This window comes from Anaeromyxobacter diazotrophicus (genome assembly GCF_013340205.1).
Classification (GTDB): domain Bacteria; phylum Myxococcota; class Myxococcia; order Myxococcales; family Anaeromyxobacteraceae; genus Anaeromyxobacter_A; species Anaeromyxobacter_A diazotrophicus.
Map to the genome: position 1 here is coordinate 1 of NZ_BJTG01000005.1, position 26,033 is coordinate 26,033.

28 protein-coding genes are annotated in these 26,033 nt (G+C 73.9%); 11 read left to right on the plus strand and 17 right to left on the minus strand.

What is annotated here, in order from left to right; all coding sequences use genetic code 11:
* Positions 1-504 precede the first annotated feature (504 nt).
* Positions 505-1,008, minus strand: a complete 504-nt coding sequence (locus HWY08_RS11170) for an inorganic diphosphatase (protein ID WP_176065106.1) — start codon at positions 1,006-1,008, stop codon at positions 505-507.
* Positions 1,009-1,235: 227 nt separating this feature from the next.
* On the opposite strand from HWY08_RS11170, the gene HWY08_RS11175 reads away from it, so the two are divergent.
* The 10 genes from HWY08_RS11175 (at position 1,236) to lepB (ending at position 10,186) form a co-directional block, all read left to right on the plus strand.
* The gene (locus HWY08_RS11175; protein WP_176065108.1) at positions 1,236-1,451 is read left to right on the plus strand and encodes a hypothetical protein; all 216 of its coding nucleotides are present in this window, start codon (positions 1,236-1,238) and stop codon (positions 1,449-1,451) included.
* A 129-nt stretch (positions 1,452-1,580) separates the two neighbouring features.
* Complete coding sequence (locus tag HWY08_RS11180; protein WP_235969584.1) at positions 1,581-2,039, plus strand: DUF1360 domain-containing protein; 459 nt, start codon at positions 1,581-1,583, stop codon at positions 2,037-2,039.
* A 31-nt stretch (positions 2,040-2,070) separates the two neighbouring features.
* Complete coding sequence (locus HWY08_RS11185) at positions 2,071-2,571, plus strand: DoxX family protein (RefSeq protein ID WP_176065110.1); 501 nt, start codon at positions 2,071-2,073, stop codon at positions 2,569-2,571.
* A gap of 133 nt (positions 2,572-2,704) precedes the next feature.
* On the plus strand, positions 2,705-3,415 hold the full coding sequence (locus HWY08_RS11190; RefSeq protein WP_176065112.1) for a YIP1 family protein: 711 nt from the start codon (positions 2,705-2,707) through the stop codon (positions 3,413-3,415).
* Positions 3,416-3,424: 9 nt separating this feature from the next.
* Positions 3,425-4,783, plus strand: a complete 1,359-nt coding sequence (locus tag HWY08_RS11195) for a TolC family protein (protein WP_176065114.1) — start codon at positions 3,425-3,427, stop codon at positions 4,781-4,783.
* Positions 4,784-4,794: 11 nt separating this feature from the next.
* Complete coding sequence (locus HWY08_RS11200; protein ID WP_176065116.1) at positions 4,795-6,183, plus strand: efflux RND transporter periplasmic adaptor subunit; 1,389 nt, start codon at positions 4,795-4,797, stop codon at positions 6,181-6,183.
* A 26-nt stretch (positions 6,184-6,209) separates the two neighbouring features.
* Positions 6,210-6,962: an ABC transporter ATP-binding protein gene (locus tag HWY08_RS11205; RefSeq protein ID WP_176065784.1), complete on the plus strand. Its 753-nt coding sequence runs from the start codon at positions 6,210-6,212 to the stop codon at positions 6,960-6,962.
* A complete protein-coding gene (locus tag HWY08_RS11210) occupies positions 6,959-8,218 on the plus strand; it encodes an ABC transporter permease (protein WP_176065118.1) in 1,260 nt (419 codons plus the stop codon). Before HWY08_RS11205 ends, HWY08_RS11210 begins: the two co-directional genes overlap by 4 nt.
* Positions 8,215-9,444, plus strand: coding sequence for an ABC transporter permease (locus HWY08_RS11215; RefSeq protein ID WP_176065120.1), 1,230 nt, complete (start codon positions 8,215-8,217; stop codon positions 9,442-9,444). The genes HWY08_RS11210 and HWY08_RS11215 overlap by 4 nt, the downstream gene beginning before the upstream one ends.
* A gap of 52 nt (positions 9,445-9,496) precedes the next feature.
* Positions 9,497-10,186, plus strand: a complete 690-nt coding sequence (gene lepB / locus HWY08_RS11220; protein ID WP_176065122.1) for a signal peptidase I — start codon at positions 9,497-9,499, stop codon at positions 10,184-10,186.
* Positions 10,187-10,257: 71 nt separating this feature from the next.
* On the opposite strand, the gene HWY08_RS11225 is transcribed toward lepB, so the two are convergent.
* The 13 genes from HWY08_RS11225 to HWY08_RS11285 form a co-directional block, all read right to left on the minus strand.
* The gene (locus HWY08_RS11225) at positions 10,258-10,716 is read right to left on the minus strand and encodes a PTS sugar transporter subunit IIA (protein WP_176065124.1); all 459 of its coding nucleotides are present in this window, start codon (positions 10,714-10,716) and stop codon (positions 10,258-10,260) included.
* 104 nt (positions 10,717-10,820) lie between these two features.
* The gene (hpf, locus tag HWY08_RS11230; RefSeq protein ID WP_176065127.1) at positions 10,821-11,366 is read right to left on the minus strand and encodes a ribosome hibernation-promoting factor, HPF/YfiA family; all 546 of its coding nucleotides are present in this window, start codon (positions 11,364-11,366) and stop codon (positions 10,821-10,823) included.
* Positions 11,367-11,547: 181 nt separating this feature from the next.
* Complete coding sequence (gene rpoN / locus HWY08_RS11235; RefSeq protein WP_176065129.1) at positions 11,548-13,053, minus strand: RNA polymerase factor sigma-54; 1,506 nt, start codon at positions 13,051-13,053, stop codon at positions 11,548-11,550.
* 9 nt (positions 13,054-13,062) lie between these two features.
* Positions 13,063-13,824 (minus strand): LPS export ABC transporter ATP-binding protein, encoded by a 762-nt coding sequence (lptB, locus tag HWY08_RS11240; protein ID WP_176065131.1) that lies wholly within the window; start codon positions 13,822-13,824, stop codon positions 13,063-13,065.
* Entirely contained in the window at positions 13,821-14,348 is a 528-nt protein-coding gene (locus tag HWY08_RS11245; protein ID WP_176065132.1) for an LptA/OstA family protein, read from the minus strand. Before HWY08_RS11245 ends, lptB begins: the two co-directional genes overlap by 4 nt.
* Positions 14,345-14,860 carry a hypothetical protein gene (locus tag HWY08_RS11250; protein ID WP_176065134.1) on the minus strand — a complete coding sequence of 172 codons (516 nt, stop codon included), beginning with the start codon at positions 14,858-14,860 and terminating at the stop codon, positions 14,345-14,347. Before HWY08_RS11250 ends, HWY08_RS11245 begins: the two co-directional genes overlap by 4 nt.
* A gap of 75 nt (positions 14,861-14,935) precedes the next feature.
* The gene (locus tag HWY08_RS11255) at positions 14,936-15,907 is read right to left on the minus strand and encodes a lysophospholipid acyltransferase family protein (RefSeq protein WP_176065136.1); all 972 of its coding nucleotides are present in this window, start codon (positions 15,905-15,907) and stop codon (positions 14,936-14,938) included.
* 8 nt (positions 15,908-15,915) lie between these two features.
* Positions 15,916-16,413, minus strand: coding sequence for a KdsC family phosphatase (locus tag HWY08_RS11260; RefSeq protein ID WP_176065138.1), 498 nt, complete (start codon positions 16,411-16,413; stop codon positions 15,916-15,918).
* A complete protein-coding gene (gene kdsA, locus HWY08_RS11265; RefSeq protein WP_176065140.1) occupies positions 16,410-17,240 on the minus strand; it encodes a 3-deoxy-8-phosphooctulonate synthase in 831 nt (276 codons plus the stop codon). The genes HWY08_RS11260 and kdsA overlap by 4 nt, the downstream gene beginning before the upstream one ends.
* A 4-nt stretch (positions 17,241-17,244) precedes the next feature.
* Complete coding sequence (gene pyrG, locus HWY08_RS11270) at positions 17,245-18,915, minus strand: CTP synthase (protein ID WP_176065142.1); 1,671 nt, start codon at positions 18,913-18,915, stop codon at positions 17,245-17,247.
* Between the two features lie 13 nt (positions 18,916-18,928).
* The gene (gene kdsB / locus HWY08_RS11275) at positions 18,929-19,657 is read right to left on the minus strand and encodes a 3-deoxy-manno-octulosonate cytidylyltransferase (protein WP_176065144.1); all 729 of its coding nucleotides are present in this window, start codon (positions 19,655-19,657) and stop codon (positions 18,929-18,931) included.
* A gap of 97 nt (positions 19,658-19,754) precedes the next feature.
* Positions 19,755-20,693, minus strand: a complete 939-nt coding sequence (locus HWY08_RS11280) for a DUF5996 family protein (RefSeq protein ID WP_176065786.1) — start codon at positions 20,691-20,693, stop codon at positions 19,755-19,757.
* Positions 20,693-20,986: a ubiquitin carboxyl-terminal hydrolase 14 gene (locus HWY08_RS11285; RefSeq protein WP_176065146.1), complete on the minus strand. Its 294-nt coding sequence runs from the start codon at positions 20,984-20,986 to the stop codon at positions 20,693-20,695. Before HWY08_RS11285 ends, HWY08_RS11280 begins: the two co-directional genes overlap by 1 nt.
* A gap of 114 nt (positions 20,987-21,100) precedes the next feature.
* Between HWY08_RS11285 and HWY08_RS11290 the strand changes: the two genes are divergently transcribed.
* Complete coding sequence (locus tag HWY08_RS11290) at positions 21,101-22,060, plus strand: RluA family pseudouridine synthase (RefSeq protein ID WP_176065148.1); 960 nt, start codon at positions 21,101-21,103, stop codon at positions 22,058-22,060.
* On the opposite strand, the gene HWY08_RS11295 is transcribed toward HWY08_RS11290, so the two are convergent.
* The 3 genes from HWY08_RS11295 to HWY08_RS11305 all read right to left on the minus strand — a co-directional run bounded on the left by HWY08_RS11295 (position 22,031) and on the right by HWY08_RS11305 (position 25,968).
* The gene (locus HWY08_RS11295; RefSeq protein WP_176065150.1) at positions 22,031-23,587 is read right to left on the minus strand and encodes a tetratricopeptide repeat protein; all 1,557 of its coding nucleotides are present in this window, start codon (positions 23,585-23,587) and stop codon (positions 22,031-22,033) included. The two genes, HWY08_RS11290 and HWY08_RS11295, sit on opposite strands and share 30 nt — an antisense overlap.
* Before the next feature lie 103 nt (positions 23,588-23,690).
* Positions 23,691-24,899: an aminotransferase-like domain-containing protein gene (locus tag HWY08_RS11300; protein ID WP_176065152.1), complete on the minus strand. Its 1,209-nt coding sequence runs from the start codon at positions 24,897-24,899 to the stop codon at positions 23,691-23,693.
* A gap of 91 nt (positions 24,900-24,990) precedes the next feature.
* A complete protein-coding gene (locus HWY08_RS11305) occupies positions 24,991-25,968 on the minus strand; it encodes a bifunctional helix-turn-helix transcriptional regulator/GNAT family N-acetyltransferase (RefSeq protein ID WP_176065154.1) in 978 nt (325 codons plus the stop codon).
* Positions 25,969-26,033 lie beyond the last annotated feature (65 nt).

Here is a 26,033-nt window from a genome sequence, read left to right on the forward strand (position 1 = left end):
GGCGCGGCATCGGGCATGGAGACCTCCAGTGCGTGTTCGCTGACGGTAACACGCACTTTTCGAGCCTCCGGGAAGGCCTCTGGCCGCCGCGCCTGCGCGTCTTCGTGAGGTGCCCGCCGACTTCGCCCTCGACGGCGCCGAGCACCCCGCAGGCGCAGGGCGCGGCGCGCTAGCGGGCCATCCTGTTGCATTGCCGGGCCGCGCGCGCGATTCAGCCGTGACTCGGTCAAGCGCGAAAGCGTTCACCGTTGGGGTGTGCGCCGCCGGCCGCACCATGGGTTCACCCTCAGGGCACCATCGTGAGCCGGGCACGCGCAGCCGTCTCGAACGCGCGGCTCCGCCGCGCGTGGAGCGCCCGCCGTCCGAGGCCGGGCCACCAACGCGGGCCCGGCCGCCCATCCTGCCGCGCCCCTCGACCGCTTCGCGGCGACGAGGCCGCCTGCCGGCGCGGAGCGGACCGGCGCCGAGGACTGCTGCGGCGCGACCACCTGACGAAATCGCGGCTCAGCCCCCGAGGAGCGCCTCCGCCGCCTCCGGGCCGGCCCAGCCGAGGAGCCTCGGGTCCTTGGGCTCGAAGAAGACGGCCGAGGTGAAGAAGAGCGCGAGCTCGTCGCGGACGCGCGCGGGGACGTCGGCGAAGGTGCGCAGCTCGCCGCCGCGCGGGTGCGCGAGCGGGACCGCGAGGAGCCGGTCGTTGCGCTGCCGCCCGCCCTCGCCGTCGCTCTGCTCGAGCTGGAGGACGCCGAGCGCGCGGCACGGCACCACCACCCCGGGGAAGGTCGCCACCTCCCAGTAGACGAGCGCGTCGACCGGATCGCCGTCCGGCCCTTTCGTGCCCGGCACGAAGCCCCAGTCGAACGGGTAGACGAGGCCGAGCGGCAGCGGCCGCGAGACCGCGATGCAGCCGAGCTCCGGGTCGAGCGCGAGCTTCACCGCGGAGCCGCGAGGCGACTCGACGACCACGTGGAAGCCGCCCTCGGTGCGGGGAGGGAGGCGATCGAGGCGCATGTGGGGAAATTGCCGACCTCCACGGCGACCGACAAGCAGCGGGGAGCCGGCGGGCGGGGCAGAAAGGGACGGCGCGCTCGCCCGGTGGGGACGCTCTCCCCGGAGGGGCGCGCGGGCCTCCAAAAAAGCGCCCTGATCTCGCGGGGCCGCGTCGGCATGTGCCTTGCGAAAGGGGCAGGGCAACGCGCGGGCGCTCACCGCCCGCCTGAAACCCAAGGAGCTACCCCATGAAGAAGATCCTGAGCGCCCTCGTCGCCGTCGCCTTCGTCGCCGCCGCCACCCCGGCCTTCGCCGAGGAGCCGGCCGCCGCCGCCGCCCCCGCCGCCGCCCCGGCCGCCACGGAGACCAAGACCGTGAAGACCGAGAAGAAGGTCAAGAAGGCGAAGAAGGGCGCGAAGAAGGCCGAGAAGAAGGTCGAGGAGAAGACCGAGGCCGCGAAGTAACCAAGCCTCACCGCTGCTTCGCAGTTTCGAGGGGCCGGCGCCGCGAGGCGACCGGCCTCTCGCTTTTCGCGGGCCCGCCCGGCCGCGCGCCGCGTTGCGGGGTGCCGCCGCCGTACGGATCGTCAGCCGGTGACCCGCCCCGGGCTACTGCACCTCCTGGCCGTCTCCGCGGTGGTCATGGGCCTCGCCCAGACCATCGCCAAGGAGCGCATCTTCCAGCCGCTGAGGGAGCGGCTGGGGGGCAAGGAGACGTGGCTCGGCTACCTCGTCTCCTGCCCGTACTGCCTCTCGCACTACCTCGCCTTCGCGCTCGTGCCGCTCACCGGCGCCTACTACCTCGACGCCACGCCGCGGCTCGGGGCGCTCGCGCCGGTCGCCACCTGGTTCCTCTCCTCCATCCTCGTCGTGACCGTGGCCGCGTTCCTGCGCGTCGCCTTCTGGTTCGTGGACGAGACGCAGGGGCTCGTGCGCCGGCGGCAGCGGACCGAGGACGAGGAGACGCAGGTCCGCCGCGTCGAGCGCCGCAAGCTCGAGCGCGAGGTGGTGAAGCTGCAGGGGGAGCAGGACGGGCGGCACCGGACCCACTGATCTTTTCACCCGCAGGAGAGGAGCACCACCGATGGCCTACGCGATCACCTGGAAGCACGCCGCGAAGGACGCCGCGCTCATCCCCGCCCGCGTCGCGCTGGGCTCGACCATGCTCTACCACGGGGCCTCGAAGCTCCGCGGGGAGGGGCCGGACCAGACCGGGCAGATGTTCGAGGGACTGGGGCTCAAGCCCGGGAAGGCGCTCGCCGTGGCCACCGGCGTGGCGGAGGTCTTCGCCGGGGCCGCCGCGGTGCTCGGCATCGCGACCCGGCCGGCGGCGCTCGCCGTCCTCGTCACCCAGGGCATCGCCATCGCCAAGGTGCACGCCCCGAAGGGCTTCAACGTGATGAAGGGCGGCATGGAGTACAACCTCGCCCTGATGGCGATCGCGGCCGCCCTGCTGCTCGGCGGCCCGGGCCGGATCTCGGCGCACGAGGCGCTCGAGCACGCCGTGGACGGCCGCGGCCCGCGGCGCCTGTGGCGCAGGGCGCGCCCCACCGGCCTCTCGCGCGCGGTGCGGCTCCTCAAGTAGGGGCGGCGCGACCGCTCGCCGCCGCGCGGGACCCGCGCTTCCGGGTATCCTGCGGGGCTCCTGGAGCCGCCCTCGGGCCGGCGCGTGAAATACGCGCGGCGGCCCCGCGTTTGCTCCAGGCAAGCGAGCCCTCATGCCGACCGCCCAGCTCTTCTCGGACACCCTGCTCGCGCCCGGCCGCGGCCTCGCCGCCGCCGCCGAGCGCCGGAGCATCCTCCCGGCGCTCCTCGCCGCCACCCTGGCCTCGCTGCTGGCCGCGGCGGTGCTGGCGCCGCGCGCCGACTACCGGCGCACGGTCGAGGAGCAGCTCGACGCGCACCCGGAGGCGGCGGCGCAGATGTCGCCGCACGACCGCGAGGTGGCCTTCGCCCAGGCGCAGAAGCTCGGGGCGGTGAGCACGTACGCGCAGGGCCTGCTCGGCCCGGCGCTGCGCACGCTGGCGGTGGCGTTCTGCCTCTTCGTCGCCTTCCGCCTGGCGAACAGCCCGGTCCCATTCGCCCCCACCTTCGCGGTGGCGGCCTGGGCCACCCTGCCGCTCGCGCTGAAGGACCTGCTCTCGGTGCCCGCGCTGTGGCGCCTGCCCGGGCCCTCGATCCAGGAGGCGGAGCGCGCCCTGCCCTCGTCGCTCGCCGCCCTCCTGCCCGCCGGCGCCTCCCCGCGCCTCGCTGCCGCCGCTGGCGCCTTCGACCTGTTCGCGCTCTGGTCGCTCGTCCTGGTCGCGGTCGGGATGGCGGGGGTGGCCGGGGTCGACCGCCGCCGGAGCTTCACGGTGGTGGTCCTGCTGTGGGTCTCGTTCGTCCTCCTCCAGCGCGTGGCGGCGCCGGGGCTCGCCGGCGGCCGCTAGCGATCGTCCATGCACCTCCTCCTCGCCACCCTGCTCGCCGCCGCCCCCGGCGCCCCGCTCACGCTCGACGAGGCGCTCGCCGAGGCGGCCCGGAAGAACCTCGACGTCGAGCTGTCCCGCGCCCAGGCGCTCTCGGCCGGGGTGGACGTCTACGGCTCCTACGCGGGCGTGCTGCCGCGGCTCGACCTCACCGCCAGCTTCGGCCACGACTTCTCCGGCGCGCGGAGCGCGGTGACCGCCTTCCCGACCGGGCTCGACGCGAGCGGCAAGTTCATCTTCGAGCAGCAGGTGGTCTCCATCCCCTCCAGCGACGCCGCCGACTACGCGCTCGGGCTCACGCTGCAGCTCCCGCTGTTCGACGGCGGCCGCAACTGGAAGACCATCGCCCGCGCGGAGGTGGCGCGCCGCGCCGCCGACCGGTCGCTCGACGAGACCACGCTCGGGGTGGCCTACGAGGTCACCCGCCGCTTCTACGAGGTGGTGAAGGCCCAGGAGAGCCTGCACGTGCTGGAGGAGACGGTGGCGCGGTCCGAGGAGTTCCTGCGGCGGTCCCAGGCGCTCTTCGAGGCCGGGCGCGCCGGCCGGCTCGAGGTGCTCACCGCCCGCGGCAACCTCGGCACCGACCGCATCGCGGTGGAGCAGGCCCGCGCCCGGCTGACGCAGGCGGGGGGCGACCTGGCCGTCATCCTCGGCCGCGACGCCGGCGAGGCGCCGCCGGTCGTCGCCCCGGCGGCCCTCGGCGCCCCGGCGCGGCCCGCCGGCGAGCCGCCCGGCGAGGCCGAGCTGCTCGCGCAGGCGCGGCGCGCCCGCCCGCTCCTCTCCGGCCAGGCCGAGAACGTCCGCGCCGCCGAGCTGTCGCAGGAGATCGCGGGCGGCGCCTGGTGGCCAACCGCCGGCCTCCAGGCCACCTACAACCGGCAGGGCCCCACCTTCTCCGGCCGCGAGGGCGTGTACGGCGACCCCGCGCGCCAGTACACCGCCACCGCCGCGGTGGTGCTGCAGTGGAACCTGTTCGCCGGCCGGCAGACCCTGGCCGACGAGCAGCGCGCCGCGCTCGCCACCCGCCGCGCCCGGGCGCAGGCGGCCCAGGCCGAGCAGAACGTGTCGAACGAGATCGCCCGCGCCCGCTCGAACCTGCTCGCGCTGCGCGGCGCCGCGGCGCTGGCGCAGGAGAACCTCGCCGCGGCCGAGCAGGGCGTCGCGGTCGCCCGGGATCGGCTCGAGGCGGGCGTGGCGAGCCAGCTCGAGGTGCGCGACGCGAGCCTCAAGCTCACCCAGGCGAAGCTCACCCTGGTGCAGGCGCGCGTGGACGAGGTGGTCGCGCTCGCCGACCTGAACCGCGCCGTGGGCGGCGCGCTGGCCCCGTGAAGGACCTCCCCATGACCCCTCCGCCCGACCGAGACCCGCTCGCCCTCGACCTCGAGCCGCGCCCCGAGCCGGAGGCGCGCGAGGCCGCGCCCACGCCCGCCCGGCCGCCCGCCCGCCGGGGGCCGGCGCTCTCCTGGCCGCGTCGGCTCGTCGTCGCCGGCCTGCTGGCGGCGGTGGCGGCGGTGACGGCGCTCTCGCTCCGGCCTCGCCGCGAGCCGCCGCTGCCGGTCCAGCTCGCGACCGCGCAGAAGAGCGCCATCACCCGCAAGGTGACCGCGGCCGGCAAGCTCCAGGCGGCCACCACCGTCAAGGTGTCCTCCAACATCTCGGGCGACCTGCTCGAGCTGCCGGTGCGGGAGGGCGACCGGGTGCGGAAGGGGCAGCTCCTGGCGCGGATCGAGGCGCGCCGCTACGCCGCCCAGGTGAAGCAGCAGGAGGCGCTCCGCGCCGGCGCCTCGGCCGACCTCGCCGCCGAGCGGGTCCTCATCGCCCGGCTGGAGCAGGACCTCGGGCGCGTGAAGCGCCTCACCGCCGGCGGGAACGCCAGCCAGGCCGAGGTGGACCGCGCCCTCGCCGACCTCCGCGCCGAGCAGGCCAAGGCGGACGCGGCGGCGGAGCGGATCGCGCAGGCCGACGCCGCGCTGGCCGACGCGCGCCACCTGCTCTCCTTCTCCACCGTCGCCTCGCCCATCGACGGGATCGTGGTGACGCGCGCGAAGCAGGTCGGCGAGCGCGTGCGCGGCTCCGACCTCAACGAGGACCCCATCGTCACCATCGCCACCCTCTCCGCCATGGAGGCGAAGGTGGAGGTGGGCGAGCACGAGGTGGTGTACCTGCACGAGGGCGACCCGGCCGAGGTGGAGATCGACGCCTTCCCCGACCGGAAGTTCCCGGCGCAGGTGATCGAGGTGGCGAAGAACGCGCTGGTGAAGAACCCCGGCACCGAGGCCGAGGTGACCACCTTCCCGGTCCGGCTGGCGCTCACCGCGGCGGCGGCGGGCTCGTTGCCCGGGATGAGCTGCCAGGCCACCATCTCCACCGAGACGCACCGCGACGCGGTGGTGGTCCCGATCCAGGCGGTGACCGTCCGCACCGAGAAGGAGCTGGCCGGCGCCGCCCAGGGCGCGCCCGGCGCCGCGCCGCCCGCGGGCGCGCCCGCCCCGGCCGCGTTCGCCCGGCCCCGCCGCGAGCCGCTCCGGAAGGTCGTGTTCGTGGTGGAGGGCGGCGTGGCGAAGGCGCGGCCGGTCGAGACCGGGCTCGCCGACGAGAGCGCCATCGAGATCGTCTCCGGGCTGAAGGAGGGGGAGCAGGTGGTGGAGGGGCCGTACAAGGCGCTCTCGCGCGAGCTCAAGAGCGGCAAGCCGGTGAAGCAGGAGCAGCCGGACGGAGGCGGCCGGTGATCCCCGGCCCGCGCGCCGCCGCCGCGGTGGCGCCCCCCGCGGCGGGCACCCGGGGCGAGGCCCCGCTCCTCGAGGTCGAGGCCCTCACCCGCCACTACGCGGTGGGCGGGGAGGAGGTGCGCGCGCTCGACGGCGTGTCGTTCCACGTGCGGCGCGGCGAGTGGGTGGCCATCGTCGGGCAGTCGGGCTCGGGCAAGTCGACGCTCATGAACATCCTCGGCTGCCTCGACACCCCCACCGGCGGCCGCTACCGCATCCGCGGGCAGGACGTGGCGGGGCTGTCGGACGACGCGCTCGCCGACCTGCGCAACCGCGAGATCGGCTTCGTCTTCCAGACCTTCCAGCTCCTCCCCCGCTCGACCGCGCTCGCCAACGTCGAGCTGCCGCTCGTCTACCGCGGCGTCCCGCGCGGCGAGCGGCGCGCGCGCGCCGAGGCGGCGCTGGCGGCGGTCGGGCTCCAGAACCGGGCGCGCCACCGCCCGAACGAGCTCTCCGGCGGCCAGCGGCAGCGCGTCGCCATCGCGCGGGCGCTGGTGGGCGAGCCCTCCTTGCTCCTCGCCGACGAGCCCACCGGCAACCTCGACAGCGCCACCGGCGACGAGATCGTCCGCCTCTTCGCCGAGCTGCACCGGCGCGGCCACACCCTCGTGCTCGTCACCCACGAGCCCCGCCTGGCGGCGCGCTGCCCGCGCGCCATCCGGCTCTCCGACGGGCGCGTGGTGGCGGACGGGGCCGGGCGCGAGGTGGCGGCGCTCGGCGCCCAGGCGGCCGGCGCGTGACGCGGCTGCGCCAGGCGCTCGCGCGCGGCTGGGCCGAGCTGGACGAGGCGGTCCGGATCGCGCTCGGCACGCTGGCGGCCCACCGGCTGCGCAGCTTCCTCACCACGCTCGGCATCGTCATCGGGGTCACCACCGTCATCGCCATCATCGCCATCATCCAGGGCATCGACGCCAGCTTCGAGGCCCAGGTCGCGAACCTGGGGACGAACACGGTCTACGTCTCGAAGTGGAAGTGGCTCGACCTGAACGACGAGTGGTACCTGCTCCGCAACCGCAAGTCGCTCACCCTCACCGAGTGGCGCGCGGTGGAGCGCGAGTCGCGGCTGGCGGTCGCCACCTCGCCGCGCATCTGGCAGAGCACCCAGGTCTCGCACGGCACGGCCCAGCTCTCGCGGGTGGACGTCTTCGGGGTCGGCCCGCGCTACCTGGAGGTGGCGGGCGGCACGGTGGCGGCGGGGCGCTTCCTCACCGAGACCGACGTCGACCTCGACCGGCCGGCGGCGGTGCTGGGGGCGGAGGTGGCCGACGTGCTCTTCCCGCGCGTGGCGCCGGCCGACGTCCTCGGGCAGCGGGTGGTGGTCGGCGGCCACCCGCTCACCGTGGTCGGCGTGCTGGCGCGCAAGGGCCGCTTCCTCGACCTCGACATGGACAAGCAGCTCTGCATGCCGATCGGCACCTTCCGCAACCTGCTGGGCGTGAAGCGCTCCCTCACCATCGCCGTGACCGCGCCGCCCGGCCGCCTCGACGCGCTCGAGGACGAGCTGACCGGCATCCTGCGCCGCGTCCGGGCCGTCCCGGCGGGGAAGCCCGACGACTTCACCGTCAACCGGCAGGACCAGTTCCTCAAGGTCTACGCGAGCCTCACCGCGGCGCTGTACGGGGTGGCGGTGGCGGTGGGGCTCATCACGCTGGTGGTGGGCGGGATCGGCATCATGAACATCATGATGGTCTCGGTGCACGAGCGGACCCGCGAGATCGGCCTCCGCCGGGCCCTGGGGGCGCGTCGGCGCACCATCCTGTTCCAGTTCATGCTGGAGGCCTCGCTGGTGGCGGCGCTGGGCGGCTCGGTGGGCACCGCCCTCGGGCTCGGGGCGGCGCAGCTCATCGCGCTCACCACCCCGCTCGCGGCCGCCGTCGCGCCCTCGGCCGTCGCGCTCGGCCTCGGCTTCTCGGCCACGGTGGGCATCCTGTTCGGGAGCTGGCCCGCCTGGCGCGCGGCGCACCTCGACCCGGTGGAGGCGCTGCGGTGGGAGTGACCGGCCTCCTCGACAACCTGGCCCTGGCGCTCGGGACGCTGCGCGCGAACCCGCTGCGCTCCGCGCTCACCCTGGTGGGCATCGTCATCGGCGCCGCCATGGTGGTGGCGCTCATGGGGTTCACCGAGGGGCTTCGCCTCAAGGTGAACAGCGACTTTTCGATGCTGGGGGCGAGCTCGTTCCAGGTGCAGCGCTTCCCGGCCGCCTTCGGCGACATCGACTGGCAGAAGTACGCCAAGCGGGCCAGCCTGACCCGCGAGCAGGGCGAGGCGCTGAAGGGGCTGCCGCACGTGCTGCACGTCTCGGTCGAGGCAGAGCACGAGGGCAAGGAGCGGCTCTGGACCACCTCGCGCTCCACCCGCCCGGTCATCAGCCTCGTCGGGGGCACGCCCGAGGCGCAGTACGCCTACGCGGTGACGGTGGCGCGGGGGCGCTTCCTCACCGAGGTGGACATGGCCCTCGGCCGGCGGGTGGTGTTCCTGGGCGCGGACGTCGCCGATCTCCTCTTCCCGGGGGAGGACCCGGTGGGCCAGGAGGTGCGCGTCCGGCAGTCGCCCTTCACGGTCATCGGGGTGGCCGAGCGGCAGGGCAGCGTGCTCGGGCTGCAGTCGCGCGACACCTTCGCCATCATCCCCATCCAGGCGCACTACCAGGTCACCGGCCGCGCCAAGGACCACCGCTACACCATCGAGGCGACCAGCGCGCCGGACCTCCCCAAGGCCATCGACGAGGTGGTCTTCGCGCTGCGGCGGCTGCGGGGCGTGCGCGGGCTCGACGAGAACGACTTCGAGTACTTCACGAACGACACCATGGCCGCCACCGTGAACCAGCTCGCCTCGGTGGTGGGCGCGGCCACCTTCGGGATCTGCGCGCTGGCGCTCCTGGTGGGCGGCATCGGGATCATGAACATCATGCTGGTGTCGGTCACCGAGCGGACGCGGGAGATCGGCATCCGCATGGCGCTCGGGGCGCGGCGGCGGCGCATCCTGCAGCAGTTCGTGCTGGAGGCGGTGCTGCTCTCGCTCCTGGGAGGGGTGCTGGGGGTGCTGCTCGGGGCGGCGCTGGCGGTCGGGGCGCGCGAGCTGTACCGGATTCCGGCGAGCGTGCCGGCGTGGGCGGTGGTACTGTCGCTCGCCTCCGCGTCCGGCTGCGGGCTCGTCTTCGGGATCTACCCGGCGGCGCGCGCCAGCCGGCTCGACCCGGTCGAGGCGATGCGGACCGAGTAGCCGCGGCCGTGCCGCCGCTGCACCTCGCGGGGCGGAACGAGGACGGGAGCGCGTGGACCGAGCGAAGGTCAACAAGGAGATCCGCGGGTGGGTGTTCACCATCGTCGCGGTGCTGGCGTTCCGGACGTTCCTCTACGAGGCCGTCTACATCCCGTCGGGATCGATGATCCCGACCCTGCAGATCGGCGACTACGTCATCGTCGAGAAGTGGGCCTACGGCGCGCGGCTGCCCTTCACCGACACCGCCCAGGCCACCTGGTCGACGCCCAAGCGCGGCGACATCGTGGTGCTGCTGGCGCCCCCCGGGAACCCGCGCTCCGACGACCTCATCAAGCGCGTGGTGGCGGTGGCGGGGGACACGGTCGAGATCCAGGACGGCGGGCTCGTGCTGAACGGGAAGGCGGTGCCGCGCGAGCGCATCCCGGGCCCCTGCACCTACTGGAACAAGCTCGAGGGCGGCCCGTGGCGCGAGGAGCCCTGCGTCGACTTCGTCGAGCAGCTCCCGCCGCACACCTACCACTCGTACTGCACCCCCTACCTGCCCTGCGGCGACGTCCCGCCCTTCACCGTGCCGCCGGGCACGGTGTGGCTCGCCGGCGACCACCGCGACCACAGCGCCGACTCGCGCGTCTTCGGCCCGGTGCCGGTCGGCCGCATCAAGGGCCGCGCCTGGGTGGCGCTCGTCTCCTGGGGGCCGGACGGGCCGCGCTGGAACCGGCTGTTCCACAGCGTGACGCACTAGCCGAGCGCCGCGCCGCGCGCCCGCTCAGGGGGCGGCGGAGAGCTCCGGCCGCTCGACGCGCCGGGGGGCTCCTAGTACTTCGCGTCCTCGGTCTCGATGAGCCGGAAGATCTCGGCCGCGTCCGCCGCCTTCATGATCGAGTCGCGGAAGGCCGGGTTCTTGAAGATGCGGCTGATGCGGGCGAGCGCCTTGAGGTGCGCGCCGGCCGAGTTCTCCGGGGCGAACAGCGTGAAGAAGAGGTAGGTCGGCTTGCCGTCGATGGCCTTGAAGTCCACGCCGCGGCGCGACCGGCCGAAGCTCGCCATGAGCGCCGGCAGGCCGGGCACCTTCCCGTGGGGGATGGCGACGCCGTCGCCGATGCCGGTCGAGCCCAGCTTCTCGCGCTCGAGCAGCGTCTCGAGCAGCCGCTGCGGCTCGATGCCGTGGGCCTCGGCGAGCGGCCGCGCCAGCTCGCCCAGCACCGCCGGGCCGCTGGTGCCCGCCAGGTCGTCCACCACCGCCGCGGGTTGAAGGAACTCGACGATCTTCATGGTTACGACCGCCTCGCTAGCACAGGTGGACACGGGCGCGCAACGAGGCAAGCGAGGCCTGCGCCGTCCCCGCGCCGGAGGGGCGGGGACGGCGTCGCCGACCCTCAGGCGCTCCGCGCCTCGAGCAGCCCGAGCTTCCCGTCCTCGCGGTGGTAGACGACGTTGAAGCTGCCGTCCTTCGCGCTCTGGAACACGTAGAAGTGGACGTCGAGGAGGTCGAGCTGCATGACCGCCTCGTCGAGCGTCATGACCCTCGCCTGGAACGCGTCCGACTTCACCACGCGGTCGGAGGGGGCGCGGCCGAGGTCGAGCACCTCGTGGCGGACGTCGACGATCTTCTGCCCGTTCTGGCGCTCGGGGAGCTTGTGGCTCTTGAGCTTCTCCTTGTGCTTCTTGAGCTGCCGCTCGATCTTCTCCGCCGCCGCGTCGATGGACGCGTACATGTCGCCGCTCTTGGCGCGGCCGCGCAGCTGGAAGGGACCCGCCTTCAGGTTGATGTCCGCCTTGTGCTCGAGGTTCTCCAGGTCGAGGACGACGTGCGCTTCGCTGGGTCTGTCGATGTAACGCTGGATCCGCTCCACCTTGTCGCGCGCGTGCGCCTTGAGGGCTTCGGTGGACTCGAGGTGCCTGAAGGTGATGTTCACCTGCATGAACCGCCTCCTGTGGAGTGACCTGCCACGGACGCATCGGCCGCGGCCCGCGGGCGCCACCTGGGTGGTGCCTGCAGCGCCGCGGCCGCTGTCGCTCTGGGCCTCATGCCCGACTTCATCTTAACGCCAGTTCCGGGGCGCGCTCCCAGAGCCCCGGGAAGGGCCGCGCGGCGACCCCGGGTCAGAAGAACTTCTTGCGCTTGGAGGACGGGAGGATCCCCAGCACCTCGCGGTACTTCGCCACCGTCCGGCGCGCGATCTCGATGTTCTGGCCCTTGAGCAGCTCGACGATCTTCTGGTCCGAGTGGGGGTGCTTCGGGTCCTCGGCCGCCACGATCTGCTTGATGTGGTTCTTGACCGCCTCGCTCGCGATCTCGTCGCCGCCGGTCTTGTTGATGGCGGAGTTGAAGAAGAACTTGAGCTCGTAGATGCCCTGCGGCGTGTGGACGTACTTGTTGGTCGTGACGCGCGAGACGGTGGACTCGTGCATCCCGATGTCCTCCGCCACGTCGCGCAGGATGAGCGGCTTCAGGTAGGCGATGCCCTTGTCGAGGAAGTCCTTCTGGAACTTCACGATCGACTCGGTGACCTTGTAGATGGTCCGCTGCCGCTGGTGGATGGACCGGATGAGCCACACCGCGCTGCGCAGCTTGTCCTGGATGTACTCCTTGGCCTCGCCCGCCTGGCCGTTCTTGAGGGCGGAGCGGTACATCCCGCTGATGCGGAGCTTGGAGAGGCCGTCGTCGTTGAGGACGGTGATGTACTTGTCGCCCATCTTGTGGACGTAGACGTCGGGCGTGATGTACTGCGGCTCCTCGCCCGAGAAGGCGCGGCCCGGCTTCGGCTCGAGGTGGCTGATCACCTTGACCGCCTTCACCACCTCGTCGATCGAGATCTTGAGGTCCTTCGCGACCGCCGCGTAGTTCTTCGACTCGAGGTGCTTCAGGTGGCGCTCGATGATGGCCACGATCTCGGGGGTGTCGGCGTTGAGCACCCGCACCTGGATGAGCAGGCACTCGCGCAGGTCGCGCGCCGCCACGCCCACCGGGTCGAGCGCCTGCACCTTCTTCAGCACGCCCTCGCAGAACTCGAGCCCCATCCCGGACTCGAAAGAGACGCGCACCAGCGGGTCGCGGCGGGCGGCGTCCTCCGCCTCGCCCTCGACGGTCGGCATCTTGAAGTAGCCGTCCTGGTCGAGGTTGCCGATGACGAGCATCGCCACCTTCTCCTCGTCGGGGGAGAAGTGCGACAGGCGGAGCTGCCAGGTGAGGTGGTCGACGAGGTCGGTCTTCTTGGTGAGGGTGGCCTCGTAGCCGGGGAGCTCCTCGTCCGACAGGCCGCGGTTGGAGGGCGCGGTGTGGCCCTGCAGCTGGTAGTGGTCGAGGTACTGGTCCCAGTCGATCTCGTTCGCGCCCTCCTCGCCCTTCACCTCCTGCGCCTTCTCGGCCTCCTTGTGCTGGGGGGCGGCCTCCTCCTGCGCCTGCTCGGCGGGGCTGGCGCCCTCGGCGCGGCTCTCCTCCTCGCCCTCGCCCGGCTCCTCGAGCAGCGGGTTCTCGGTCACCTCGGTGCGGATGAGGTCCACCAGCTCCATGCGCGAGAGCTGCAGGAGCTTGATGGCCTGCTGCAGCTGGGGCGTCATCACCAGCTGCTGCGTCATCTTGAGGTGCTGCTTCAGCTCGAGGCCCATGCGCTTTGGTCAAGCTCCGTGACTGCGGGGAGACGAGGCGTCGTCGAGGCGGAACCGCTCGCCGAGGTAGGCGGCGCGGGCGCGCTCGCTGCCGGCGATGGCGGCCGGCGTCCCCTCCTCGAGGAGGGTCCCGGCCGAGAGGATGTAGGCGCGGTCGCAGATGCCGAGCGCCTCGCGCACGTTGTGGTCGGTGAGCAGGACGCCGATCCCGCGCTCGCGCAGGGAGGCGATGAGCCGCTGCAGCTCCGCCACCGCGATGGGATCGACGCCGGCGAAGGGCTCGTCGAACAGGATGTGGCGCGGCCCCGAGAGGAGCGAGCGCGCCACCTCGGCCCGCCGCCGCTCCCCGCCGGAGAGCGTCTCGCCCAGACTCTCCGCCACCGGCTCCAGCCGGAACTCCGCGAGCAGCGCCGCGGCGCGCGCCTCGCGCTCCGCGCGCGCGACGCCGAGCGCCTCCAGCACCGCCGTGAAGTTCTGGCGGACGGTGAGCTTCCGGAAGATCGACGCCTCCTGGGGCAGGTAGCCCACCCCGCGGCGCGCCCGCTGGTGCATGGGGAGCCGGGTGAGGTCGTCCTCGCCGAGCCGGACCCTGCCGCCGTCGGGCGCGACGAGGCCCACCACCATGTTGAAGCTCGTGGTCTTGCCGGCGCCGTTCGGCCCGAGCAGCCCCACCACCTCGCCCGGGCGGACGTGGAACGAGACGCCGTCCACCACGCGGCGGCGCTGGTAGCTCTTCACGAGCCCTTCGGCGCGGAGGACGGGCTCGGTCACGGGCTCTTCGCCGCCTTGCCGTGGACCGGCAGCCCCTGCCCCGGCTTCTGCACGACCGTGCCCTTCACCTGCCGCGCGTAGACGCGGTCGCGATCGAGGTCGTAGGTGACCTCCTCGCAGTGCATGACGGTGGCCCCGTCGCGCAGGATGGGGTCGCCGCGGCAGACGATGGTGCCCTCGGCCGCCTCGAAGGTGGCGCGGTTGCAGGTGACGACGCGGTCGCCGCGGGTGAGCTTCACGTCGCCCTCGCACACCGCGTGCTGGATGTCGCCCTGCGCGTCGTTGTCGGCCACCGCCCGGCGGCAGACCAGCGTCGCGTCCTCGCGGGTGAAGGTGACGAGCGGCTTGCCGGTGAGGATGGTGCGCCGCTCCCGGTACAGGTAGTCGGCCGCGGCCGCCTGGACCTGGGTCGGGGGCGGCGCCGCCGCGCCCGGCGCCGCCTTCTCCGGGCGGCGCGCGGCCGGCGCGGCCTGGGCGGCCGGCGCCGCGAGCGCCAGCACGAGCGCGAGGGCGAGGCCCGTCACCGCGGCTCCCCGGCCGTGATGTGGGCGCCGCCGGCGATGGTGAGCCGCTCCAGGCGCGGGTCGAGCGTGAAGGCGGGGCCGCGGACGACCAGGTGGCTCGCGCCGCGCACCTCGATCGGCCGCTCGCCGCGCACCAGGCCGTCGGCGGCGTCGTAGCGCGCCTCCTCGGTCACGGCGACCTCGTCCCCCTGCTCGGCGCGGACGCCGCCCGACGCCTGGAACCACCGCAGCCGGAGGTTCCCGGTCCCCTGACGGGCGGCGATGCGCGCCTCCGGGCGATCCCCCGTGGAGGGGAACCGGGCCGTCAGCTCCTGGGCCGCGAGATCCGCGTTGTCGCGCCGGAAAGCGGCCCGGACGGCGTCGCCCTCGGCCACGAGCACGGTCCCGCGGTAGACGCGGTAGGTGAGGCCGTCGAAGGTCAGCTCCGGAGGCACGTCCGTGGTTCCCCGCGGCCGCTCATCGCGGTGGCACCCGCCGAGCGCGGCGAGGGCGATGGCAGCGATCCAGATCACCGAAATCCTCGAAAACGATAGCATTCTTGGCCGCCTGCGATCCAGTGGCACGCCTCTTGCTTTGCGGTGGGTTCGCTAGGTGCCGGAAAGCTCACGGCTTTTCGGCACCGCACTTGCTAGAGAACCCTTGAGAGGGGGTTCAGTCTTCCAGCGCCGGTGCATCCAGACCCATTCCGCCGGGTGGCGGCGGATCGCCGCCTCCTGGATCGCGAGCGCGGCGGCGGTGAACCGGAGCACCTCCGCCTCGCGGTCGGGCGGAGCCGGGTCGTAGGGCAGCTCCACCACCTCGAGCTCGTGCCCGGCGCCGCGCCCGGGGCCGCGCCGGTGGCTCGTCACGACGAGCGCGGTCGCCCCGAAGCGCAGGGCGAGGTCGGCGGCGGCGCGCGGCGTGAAGGCGGGCCGCCCGAAGAACGGGGCGAACACCCCCTGCACCTTCGTGTCCTGGTCGACGAGGATGCCGAGCCCGCCCCCGCGCTTGAAGAGCCGGAGCAGCCGCCGCCCGGTGGCGGGGTCCTCGCGCCAGAAGGTCTCGAGCCCGCCCTCGGCCCGGAGCCGCTCGACGGCGCCGTTCAGCCAGGCGTCGGCGTTGCGCTTCGCCACCACCGCGTTCGGCTGGGCCAGGCGGGAGAGGCGCTGCGCGAGCAGCTCCCAGTTGCCGATGTGCCCCGCCACGAAGACGAGCCCCCGGCCGCGCGCCATCGCGCGCTCGACGAGCTCCGCCCCGCCGGGCGCGATCGAGACGTACGCCTCCAGCCGGTCGCGGTAGCGGCGGAGCGCCGCCACCTCCAGCGCGACCTGCCCGAGGTGGACGAGGCTCGCCCTCGCGACGGCGCGCCGCTCGGCCTCGCTCTTCTCCGGGAAGGCGAGCGCGAGGTGCGCGAGCATGAGGCGCCGGGTGCCGGGGGCGAGGTGCCAGGCGAGCCGCCCGGCGAGGGCGCCCACGGCCAGGGCGGCGCGCAGCGGCAGGCGCCCGAGCAGCGCCGCCAGGACGCGCAGGGCGAGCGAGCGGGCGCCGCGCCGGAGCCGCTTGCGGAGGGGGACCGCCATCCCCCCAATCATGCCAGAGGCAGGCCCTTGGCGCGGAGGATGAGCTCGACGAGCTCGCGGACGGCGCCGCGGCCGCCGGGCGCCGCGGCGACGAAATGCACCGCCGCGCGCACTGCCGGGTGGGCGTCGGACGGGCAGGCGGAGAGCCCCACCTTGCGGAGCAGCCCGAGGTCGTTCACGTCGTCGCCCATGTAGGCGACCTGACCGTCGGCGAAGCCGAGGTGCGCGAGCTGGGCGTAGCCCTCGAGCTTGTCGCGCTGCGAGAAGACGAGGTGCTTGAAGCGCAGCTCCTCGAGCCGCTTCCGCGCCAGGCCCGGGCGCCCGCTGATGACGCCGAGCTCCACGTGATCGCGCAGGAGGACGAGGCCGTGCCCATCCTTCACGTCGAAGACCTTCAGCACCTCGCCCTCGGCCCCGTAGTAGAGCCGGCCGTCGGTGAGGACGCCGTCCACGTCGAGGAGGAGGAGGCGGATCCGCGCGGCGCGGGCGAGGAGCTCCGGCGTCACGGCTGGCCCAGCGCCCGGCGGATGGCGAGCACGTCCCGGAGCACGGCGTCGGCCATGGCGAAATCGAGCGAGTTCGGGCCGTCGCTCTTCGCCTGGGCCGGGTCCTCGTGGATCTCCATGAAGAGGGCGTCGATGCCGACCGCCGCCGCCGCGCGCGCGAGCGGCGCCACGTACTCGCGGTTGCCGCCGGTGGTGTCGCCGCCGCCGCCGGGGAGCTGCACGGCGTGGGTCGCGTCGAGGCAGACCGGCGCGCCCAGCTCGCGCATCATGACGAGGGCGCGCATGTCCACCACCAGGTTGCCGTAGCCGAACGAGGCGCCGCGCTCGGTGAGCACCACCTGCGCGTTCCCCGCCTCGCGGCACTTCGCGAGCACGTGGCGCATGTCGCGCGGGGCGAGGAACTGCCCCTTCTTCACGTTGACGCTCCGGCCGTGCCGGGCGCAGGCGACCACGAGGTCGGTCTGGCGGCAGAGGAAGGCCGGGACCTGGAGGACGTCCACCACCCGCCCGGCGGGCTCGGCCTGCCACGCCTCGTGCACGTCGGTCAGGGTGGCGAGCCCGGTCTCGCGCTTCACCCGCTCGAAGACGGCGAGCCCGGGCTCGAGCCCGACGCCGCGGAAGCTCCTCCCGCTGGTGCGGTTCGCCTTGTCGAAGCTGGCCTTGAACACGGCCGGCACGCCGTGGCGGGCCGCCAGCGCCTTCACCTGCCGCGCGTGGGCGAGCGCCTGCGCCTCGGACTCGAGGACGCACGGGCCGGCGATGAGGAGGAGCGGCCGCCCGTCGCCGACCTCGTGGCCGCCGACGACGGCGCGGACGGGGGCCGCCATCCGCCTAGGCGCCCTTCCCCACCGCGAGCTTCGTCACCTCGGCCACCGCCCCCTTGTGGCGGGCGTCGCGGAAGCCGACCGCCGCCGCGATGAACCCGGCGAAGAGCGGGTGCGGGCGGAACGGCTTCGACTTGAACTCCGGGTGGAACTGGCACCCCACGAAGTGCGGGTGGTTGTTGAGCTCGATCATCTCCACCAGCCCGAGGTCCGGGTTCACGCCGGAGAAGATCATCCCGGCCTGCTCGAACTGCGCCCGGTAGCCGTTGTTGAACTCGAAGCGGTGGCGGTGGCGCTCCTGGATGAGGTCGGCGCCGTACAGCTCGCGCGCCTTGGTGCCCTCCTTGAGGCGGCAGGCGTAGCTGCCGAGCCGCATCGTGCCGCCCTTGTCCTCGACCCCCACCTGCGAGGCCATGAGCGTGACCACCGGGTGCGGGGTCTTCTCGTCGAACTCGAGCGAGTTCGACCCCTCGAGGCCGAGCACGTCGCGGGCGAACTCGATGACCGCCATCTGCAGGCCGAGGCAGATGCCGAAGAACGGCACCTTGTGCTCGCGGGCGTACCTCACCGCCATGATCTTGCCCTCGGTGCCGCGCACGCCGAAGCCGCCCGGCACGAGGATCGCGTCCACCTGCGCCAGCGCGGAGAGGTCGCCCTCCTCCAGCTTCTGCGAGTCGATGAACTCGTGGCGGACCTTGACGTCGCTCGCGATGCCGCCGTGCACCAGCGCCTCGTTGAGGCTCTTGTAGCTCTCGGCCAGCTCGACGTACTTGCCCACCACGCCGATCTTCACCTCGCCCTTCCGCGGGTGCGAGACCTTCTCGACGATCCCCTCCCAGCGGTCGAGGCGCGGGGCGCGGCTCCAGATGTTCATGAGCTCGGCCAGCTTGTCGTCCACGCCCTCGGCGTGGAGCGCCAGCGGCAGCTCGTAGATGGACGACACGTCGCGGGCGGTGAAGACGGCCGAGGTCTCGAGGTTGCAGAAGAGCGCGATCTTGTCCTTCATCTCGCGCGAGATCTCGCGGTCCGAGCGGCAGAGCAGGATGTCGGGCTGGATGCCGATCTCGCGCAGCTCCTTCACGCTGTGCTGGGTGGGCTTCGTCTTGAGCTCGCCCGCCGCCGCGATGAAGGGCACGAGCGTGAGGTGGGCGTAGACCACGTTCTCCTCGCCCACGTCGTACTTCATCTGCCGGATGGCCTCGAGGAACGGCAGGGACTCGATGTCGCCCACCGTGCCGCCCACCTCCACGATGACGATGTCGGCCTCGCCGGCCGCCTCGCGGATGACGGTCTTGATCTCGTCGGTGATGTGCGGAATCACCTGAACCGTCTTGCCCAGGTACTCGCCGCGCCGCTCCTTCTGGATGACGGCGTTGTAGATGCGCCCCGTGGTGTAGTTGTTGCCGCGGGTCATCTTGGCGCTGGTGAAGCGCTCGTAGTGCCCGAGGTCGAGGTCGGTCTCGGCGCCGTCGTCGGTGACGTACACCTCGCCGTGCTGGAACGGGCTCATCGTGCCCGGGTCGACGTTGATGTACGGGTCGAGCTTGAGGTGGGTCACCACCAGCCCGCGGTTCTCCATGAGGGCGCCGATCGACGCCGCCGCGAGCCCCTTGCCGAGCGAGCTCACCACGCCGCCGGTGACGAACAGGTACTTCGTCTTCTTCGTGCGCTTCACCATGGCCCCACCTTTCTCACGCCCTCGCCAGCATGGCGCGCGCGCGCTCCAGATCCTCCGGCGTGTCCACGCCGAAGCCCCCGTACTGCGTCTCGACCACGCGGATGCGATGGCCGTGCTCGAGCGCCCGCAGCTGCTCGAGCGACTCCTCCTGCTCGAGCCGCCCCGGCGCGAGCGCCGCGAACTCCTGCAGGAACGGCTCCCGGAAGGCGTAGATGCCCACGTGCGCGCGCGCCATCGGGCTCGTCCCCCCTGCGCGCCGGTGCGGGATGGCCGCCCGCGAGAAGTAGAGGGCGTCCCCGTTCGCCGCGCAGACCACCTTCACCACTTGCGGCCGCTCGAGCTCGCCCTCGGCCAGCGGACGGGCGAGCGTCGCCATCTTGACCGCCGGGTCCGACATCGCCGTGAGCAGCGCCTCGATCGCGGCGGGCTCGATGAGCGGCTCGTCGCCCTGCAGGTTCACCACCACCTCCGGCCGGGGCGAGAGCTGCCGTGCCGCCTGCGCCACCCGGTCGGTGCCGGTCGCCGCCGGCCCCGTCATCACCGCGCGCGCGCCGCCGCCCCGGGCGGCGGCCGCGATGCGCTCGTCGTCCGTCGCCACGGCCACGAGCTCGACGCCGCGCGCCTTCAGGGCGCGCTCCGCGACGTGGCAGATGAGGGGTTTTCCAGCGAGGATCGCGAGCGGCTTCCCGGGAAAGCGCGACGCGCCGTACCGGGCCGGAATGATGACGTAAGCGAGTCCCAAACCGGGACCCCTGATTACTCGCAGCCGCCGGATCCGTCAACCACCCCCCCAAATCGCGCGCGATTCCGCGAGCGAGGGGGCGAGGGGAAGGGCGCCGTCAGTGCAGCGAAGCCGCGCCGCGCTCGAGCCGCTCGCGGTCCCAGCCGGCCGCGTCCGCCGCCGCCTCGTACGCGGACAGGTAGAACCGGCGCAGCGCGCGGGCGGGGTCGTCCGCCTGGCGGAGCTGCTCGTGCTCCAGCAGGAACTCGCCCAGCGGCGGGTGCCAGTAGGCCTCTGGCGGGTCGCAGCGCACGGTCGCGAGCGCCGGCGGCACCGGGGCGGCGTAGGCGTAGTAGGCGGGCTTGGGGAAGGTCTCGCCGCCGGGCCAGAAGCCGAAGCTGATCACCTCGTGCGAGTACGCCTCCCGCCCGATGGCGTCGAGCTCCGGCCGCTCGGGCGCGCGGCGCCCGCTGAAGTAGGTGAGGGCCAGGTCGAAGCTGCCCCAGAAGAAGTGGATGGGGCTCGCCTTCCCCAGGAACTGCCCGCGCAGGCCGGCGAGGACAGCGCTCGTCCGGAGCAGCGTGCGCCAGAAGCGGCGCACCCAGTCGCCGTCGTAGCTCCGGTGGACGTCGTCCTCCGCGAAGGGGATGGGGTGCAGGACCTCCGCCGGGCCGCGCGGGAGCTTCACCTCGACGCCCAGCGCGGCGAGCTCGCCCAGCACGCGCCGGTGGAACTCCGCCACCGGCATCGGCCGGAGCGGCACCGCGGCCTGGCGGCCGTCGCTGACCTCGAAGAGGAGCCGGTCGGCGACGAAGTCGAAGGTGAGGTCGAGGCTCGCGCCGCCGTACGGGATGGGCGAGGTGGTGAGCCCGCGCGAGGTGAGGTAGAGCGCCACGTGCCACCAGTGATTCACGGGTGGTGAGAGCTCCATGCGCACCATCCCCACCACCTGCGTGAAGAGGTGGACCGTCTCGCAGGTGTCCTGCCACGCCTCGTACGGCAGGGCCGGCCACGCCTCCTGCAGCCCGGGCGCGAGCCCCGGCGCCTCGAGGTGCATCACGGCTGCGCCCCCTCACCGGACGCGCCCTCCTGCGCCTGCGCCATCTCCTGGTCCACGTAGCACCAGCTCCACCGCTGGCCGGGCTCGAAGGAGCGGATGACCGGGTGCCGGGTCTGCTGGAAGTGCCGGGTGGCGTGCTGGTTCTTCGAGGAGTCGCAGCAGCCGACGTGGCCGCAGCTCCGGCACAGGCGCAGCTCGACCCAGGCGTCGCCGAGCTGCAGGCACTCCTCGCAGCCGTCGGGGGTCCGGGGCGCCGGGTCGCCGGCGTCTCGCAGGTGCGTGCAGCTCATGGCGTGCTCCTCCTCCGCCATCCGTGTGCGGCCGGCGCGCCCGGCGCACGGCACGGGCGGGGGCCCCGCGCGCCGGGCGTGAGCTCGGCGGGCCGGCCGCCGGCCGCGGGTGCTATGGTCCCGCCCGTGCAGGTGCGCGTCCGCTTCGAGGTCGAGCCGAACTACCGGGGCTGGCGCCTCGACGCCTACCTGGCGCAGAAGATCCGGCGGCTCACCCCGGAGAAGGTCGCCTTCCTCATCGCGCACCGGCTCGAGCACGAGGAGCCGGAGCCGCTCACCGCGGAGAGCCTGGTCCGGCCGGGGCTGCGCTTCGCGCTGGTGCGGGAGGTCGAGCCCGAGCCGGAGACGCCGCTCGACTTCGGGGTGGTGCACGACGACGGCGCGCTGCTGGTGGTGGACAAGCCGGCCGGGCTGCCGGTGCACCCCACCGCGCGCTACCACGCCCACACCTTCACCGCGGTGGCGAAGGCGCGCTACCCGGACCGGAAGGTGGACCCCGCGCACCGGCTCGACCGCGAGACCTCGGGGCTCCTCGCCTGCGGCACCGCGCCGGAGCACACGAGCCGGCTCAAGGCCGCCTTCGCCGCCGGCCGGGTGGAGAAGCGGTACCTGGCGCTGTGCGAGGGGTGGCCCGAGCGCGATCGCTTCGAGGTGGAGGCGCCGCTCGCGCTCACCCAGGCCTCGCTGGTGCGGGTCCGCATGCACGTCGCCGTCGCGGGCGCCGCGTCCGCGACCGGCTTCGAGGTGCTGGAGCGCCGGACCGCTCCGGACGGCGCTCGCATCGCGCTCGTCGCGTGCAGCCCCCGCACCGGCCGCCAGCACCAGATCCGCGCCCACCTGCACCACGCCGGCCTTCCGCTCGTGGGCGACAAGATCTACGGCCACGACGAGGCGATCTTCGACCGCTTCACCCGCCGCGAGCTGACCGACGCCGACCTCGCCCGCCTGCGCCTGCCGCGCCAGGCGCTCCACGCCTGGAGGCTCGCGCTCCCGCACCCCGTCACCGGCGCGCGCGTCGAGCTCGAGGCGCCGCTCCCGGCCGATCTACGGGTGTTCTGGGACGGGTGCCGCTGAGGAGGCTGGCGGCGACCCGCAGCGGCGCTGGAAGTCCTCGAGGTGCCGGCGCACGGCGCTCGTCCGTTCGCCCTCCGGCGGGAGCGCCTCCACCGCGCGCCGCGCCAGCTGCAAAGCCTGCGGACACTGCCCGAGCTCGCCCGCCACGACCGCCAGCGTGTCGATGATGACGGGATCCCAGGGCGCGAGGTCCACGGCGCGGTTCGCGAACGGGAGCGCCTCGCGGGCGCGGCCGCTCTCCACCAGGAGCCAGGCCAGGGAGTTCTGGGCAGAGGCCGCGTCCGGCTCGAGCGCCACCGCCTCGCGGTAGCACGCCTCGCGCTCCTTCGCCTCCTGCGGCGCTCGGAGCTGGCTCGCGAGCGTGAACCAGGCCCACCCGTCGCCGGGGCGGGCGGCGACCGAGGCGCGCAGCGCGGCGAGCGGCGGCGGCCCGCCCGCGCCGAGCCGGGCGCGCTGGACGATCGCGATCGGGTTCGTGGGGTCCTCGCGCAGCGCCTCGTCGAGCTCCGCGGCGAGGAGCGCCTCCGCCTCGGCGCGCGGTGCGGGCCAGCCGGCGCGGACGCCGGCGAGGAGCACGTGCACCTCGGCGGAGCCGAGCGCCCGCTCGGAGACGGGGACCTGCACCTCCGGCAGGGGCACCTGGTACGAGGTGAAGCGCCCGCCGCGCCGGTACCGCTCCAGCTCCGCGTCGAGCCCCGCGAGCGTCTCCGGCCGCGCCGGGTCGTACCCGGGGAAGGCGGCCAGCCAGGCCGCCGCGGGGCTCTCGCCGTCCGAGAGCCGCCGCTGGTATCCGGAGAGCTCGCCCGAGCGCTTGTTCCACAGATAGTGATAGAGGAGCCAGCTCGACAGGTGGAACCGCGTCGGCACCGCGTGGTCGATCCTGCCGCTCCACGCGAGCAGGCTGTGCGCCGGGACGAGCGGCGTGGCGCGGACGGCTTTCGCCATCGCCTCGGGAGCGAGTCCCACCCAGCGGCCCCCGGCGGCGCCGGCGCCGGCGCGCGCGATGTGCGAGCCGACCGCCGCCTCCTCGGCGCGGCGCGGCGTGGCCGCGGTCTCGACGAACTGCGCGAGACCCTCGGAGAACCAGGCCGGCTGCCGGGGGAACAGGAAGCGCGAGAGGTGGTGCGCCAGCTCGTGGGCCACCGCCTCCGGCGCGACCCGCAGCCCCTCCGACTGCAGGACCACGGCCGGCCCGCCGTGGGCGTGGCGGTAGTAGGCCCGGACCTCCTGTCCGGCCAGCTCCCGGAACTGCCGCGGGTCCCGCAGCGCCACCACCCGGAGCCGCCCCGGGATCTCGACCACCTCGCCGACGAGCGCCTGCAGCTCCAGGGCGTGGAGCTGCTCGAGCTGCGCCACGAGCTGCCGCGCGTCCGCGGGCGCGAGGTCGGTGTCGGCGACGAAGTGCGCCGAGCGGTACTCGCGCCAGGGGGGCCCGCCCCGCGCCTCGCAGCGGTAGGGCTCCGGCGCTCCTGCCGCGGTCGCAGCTGCCGCGAGGAGGAGGGCCGCTACGAGGGCGCGGGATGCCATGGTCACGGAGCCTACCTTGCCCCATCGTGAAGCCGCCTTGACCCGGACCAACGGGGGTGGCCCCTGCGCGGAGCGCCCCTCCCGCGCGAGGGGCGCCGCGCCCTCACCGCCCGCGAGCGCCGCGCCACTTCTCCATCGCCCGCCCGAGCCGCTCCACGCCCTCCTGGAGCTTCGCCTCGTTCGAGTGGCTGAAGTTGAGCCGGAGCGTGTCGCGCCCCTCGCCCTCGGCGTGGAACTCGCCGCCGGGGACGAAGGCGAGCCCCTCGCCGAGTGCCATCCGGAGCAGCTCGGCCGCGTCGCCGCCGCCCGCGAGGCGCGCCCACAGGAACATGCCGCCGCCGGGTCGCGCCCAGGAGAGCTGGCCGCCGAGCCGAGCCGTGAGCGCCGCGTCGAGCGCGTCGCGCCGGGGGCGGTAGGCGCGGCGCAGGCCGGCGACGTGGTCGTCGAAGGCCGGCTCGGCGAGCAGCCTCGCCAGGAGGTGCTGCCCCAGGCTGTTCGTGTGCAGGTCGGCGGCCTGCTTCGCCATCACGCACTTGCGGACGAGCGCCGGCGCGCCGAGCATGAACCCGACCCGCAGCCCTGGCACCGCCGTCTTGGAGAAGCTGCCCATGTAGAGGAAGCGCGCCGGGTCGAGCCCCTCCGCCACCGGCGGCGGGGGCGCCGTGTCGTACCAGAGCTCGCGGTACGGGTCGTCCTCGAGGAGCAGCGTGTCGGAGCCGGCCAGCGCCTCGCGGACCTCGGCCCGGCGCCGGGCGGAGTAGCAGACGCCGCTCGGGTTCTGGAAGGTGGGGGTGAGGTAGAGGAGCTTGGGCCGGCGGCGGAGCGCGGCCGCCAGCGCGTCGGGCAGGACGCCCTCGCCGTCGCACGGGAGGAAGGTCGGGCGCGCGCCGAGGAAGGTGAGCGCCTGCAGCGCGCCGACGTAGGCGGGCGTCTCGACCAGCACCTCGTCGCCGGGATCGACGAACAGCTTCGCCGCCAGGTCGAGCCCCTGCTGCGACCCCTGCGTCACGAGGACGCCGTCCTCGCCGAAGGTGCCCGGCGGGAACGGGGCGCGCTGGAGGATGCGGGACCGCAGCGCCGGGATGCCCTCGGTCTCGCCGTACTGGAGCGCCTGCGGGGCCTCGCGCGACTGGAGCAGGTCGCGGGCCAGGGCGCCCAGGAGCTCGGTGGGGAAGAGCTCGGGCGCCGGCAGCCCGCCCGCGAACGAGATGACGTCGGGGCGGTTCACCACCTGCAGGATCTCGCGGATGGCGGAGCTCTTGAGGCTGGCGACGCGCGCCGCGAAGCGGTAGCCGGGGTCGACGGTGGGCATGGTCCTGAGCGTACCTTTCTGTGTGACCGCTACAAGTGAAAGCGGCGCCGGGCGAGACCAGGCCGGCCGGCGCGGGCGGGAGCCTCGGCGCTCACGCGAGCGTCAGCTCCCAGATCTCGCCGACGAGGTCCTGGCCGAAGCTGCGGTGGGGCTCGCTCGCGACGAGGCGGTAGCCTTCTTTCTGATAGATCCCGCGCGCCGCGGTGAGGACGCTGTTCGTCCACAGCCGGATGCTCCGGTAGCCGGCCTGCCGCGCGAAGCGAGAGCACTCGCGGACGAGCCGCGCGCCGATCCCGAGGCCGCGCGCCGCGGGCTCCACCAGCAGCATCCGGAGCTGGGCCACGCCCTCGACCGGCTGCTGGGTCGCCTCGTCCCTCCACTGCACGAGGAACACGCACCCCACGTTCACGCCGTCGCGCTCGGCGATCCAGCAAGCCTCCCGGGAGGGCTCGAAGCGGTCGATGAAGTCGGCGGCGATCCGCGCCACGAGCGCCTCGAAGGTGAGGTCCCAACGGTACTCCTGCGCGTAGATCGCGCCGTGCCGCGAGACGACCCAGCCGATGTCGCCGGGCTGGTGCGCCCGCAGGAGGTACGGGGCGCGGGCCGCGCGGCCCTTCGCGTCGTCGAGCAGCCGCTCGATCGTCGAGAGGGAGTGGATGAGGTGATCCTGCTGGCCGTCGGGGAGGGCGGCCAGCATCGCCCCCACCTCCTCCTCCGACCGCGCGTTCAGGGACGCGAAGGCGCGCCGGCCGGCGGCGGTCAGGTCGAGCAGGACCTCCCGGCCGTCTCCCTTCGAGCGGGTGCGCTTGACGAGCCCGCGCCGGCCGAAGCCGCGGAGCAGCCGGCTCAGGTACCCGGCGTCGAGGTCGAGCCGGCGGGCGAGCTCGGAGGCGGTGACGGACTCGGCGTGGGCGAGCTCCCACAGCAGCCGCGACTCCGTCAACGTGAACTCGGAGTGCAGGAGCCCCTCGCTCAGGACCCCGATGCGGCGCGTGTAGAAGCGGTTGAAGTTCCGCACGGCCTCGATGCGGCGCGCGCTCGGAGCTGGGAGTCGGTCCGGCGTCGGCATGGCGGTACCCTCGCGGCGCCCGCGCCGGCTGGAGAGCGGGGAGCGCGAGGATCGTTCTACGGGAG

Bases quoted from the DNA above. Each gene is read 5' to 3' on its own strand.
- HWY08_RS11170 (WP_176065106.1), bottom strand. From the start codon at position 1,008: ATGCGCCTCGATCGCCTCCCTCCCCGCACCGAGGGCGGCTTCCACGTG.
- HWY08_RS11175 (WP_176065108.1), top strand. From the start codon at position 1,236: ATGAAGAAGATCCTGAGCGCCCTCGTCGCCGTCGCCTTCGTCGCCGCC.
- HWY08_RS11185 (WP_176065110.1), top strand. From the start codon at position 2,071: ATGGCCTACGCGATCACCTGGAAGCACGCCGCGAAGGACGCCGCGCTC.
- HWY08_RS11190 (WP_176065112.1), top strand. From the start codon at position 2,705: ATGCCGACCGCCCAGCTCTTCTCGGACACCCTGCTCGCGCCCGGCCGC.
- HWY08_RS11195 (WP_176065114.1), top strand. From the start codon at position 3,425: ATGCACCTCCTCCTCGCCACCCTGCTCGCCGCCGCCCCCGGCGCCCCG.
- HWY08_RS11200 (WP_176065116.1), top strand. From the start codon at position 4,795: ATGACCCCTCCGCCCGACCGAGACCCGCTCGCCCTCGACCTCGAGCCG.
- HWY08_RS11225 (WP_176065124.1), bottom strand. From the start codon at position 10,716: ATGAAGATCGTCGAGTTCCTTCAACCCGCGGCGGTGGTGGACGACCTG.
- hpf (WP_176065127.1), bottom strand. From the start codon at position 11,366: ATGCAGGTGAACATCACCTTCAGGCACCTCGAGTCCACCGAAGCCCTC.
- rpoN (WP_176065129.1), bottom strand. From the start codon at position 13,053: ATGGGCCTCGAGCTGAAGCAGCACCTCAAGATGACGCAGCAGCTGGTG.
- HWY08_RS11255 (WP_176065136.1), bottom strand. From the start codon at position 15,907: ATGGCGGTCCCCCTCCGCAAGCGGCTCCGGCGCGGCGCCCGCTCGCTC.
- kdsA (WP_176065140.1), bottom strand. From the start codon at position 17,240: ATGGCGGCCCCCGTCCGCGCCGTCGTCGGCGGCCACGAGGTCGGCGAC.
- pyrG (WP_176065142.1), bottom strand. From the start codon at position 18,915: ATGGTGAAGCGCACGAAGAAGACGAAGTACCTGTTCGTCACCGGCGGC.
- HWY08_RS11280 (WP_176065786.1), bottom strand. From the start codon at position 20,693: ATGCACCTCGAGGCGCCGGGGCTCGCGCCCGGGCTGCAGGAGGCGTGG.
- HWY08_RS11285 (WP_176065146.1), bottom strand. From the start codon at position 20,986: ATGAGCTGCACGCACCTGCGAGACGCCGGCGACCCGGCGCCCCGGACC.
- HWY08_RS11290 (WP_176065148.1), top strand. From the start codon at position 21,101: ATGGTCCCGCCCGTGCAGGTGCGCGTCCGCTTCGAGGTCGAGCCGAAC.
- HWY08_RS11295 (WP_176065150.1), bottom strand. From the start codon at position 23,587: ATGGCATCCCGCGCCCTCGTAGCGGCCCTCCTCCTCGCGGCAGCTGCG.
- HWY08_RS11300 (WP_176065152.1), bottom strand. From the start codon at position 24,899: ATGCCCACCGTCGACCCCGGCTACCGCTTCGCGGCGCGCGTCGCCAGC.
- HWY08_RS11305 (WP_176065154.1), bottom strand. From the start codon at position 25,968: ATGCCGACGCCGGACCGACTCCCAGCTCCGAGCGCGCGCCGCATCGAG.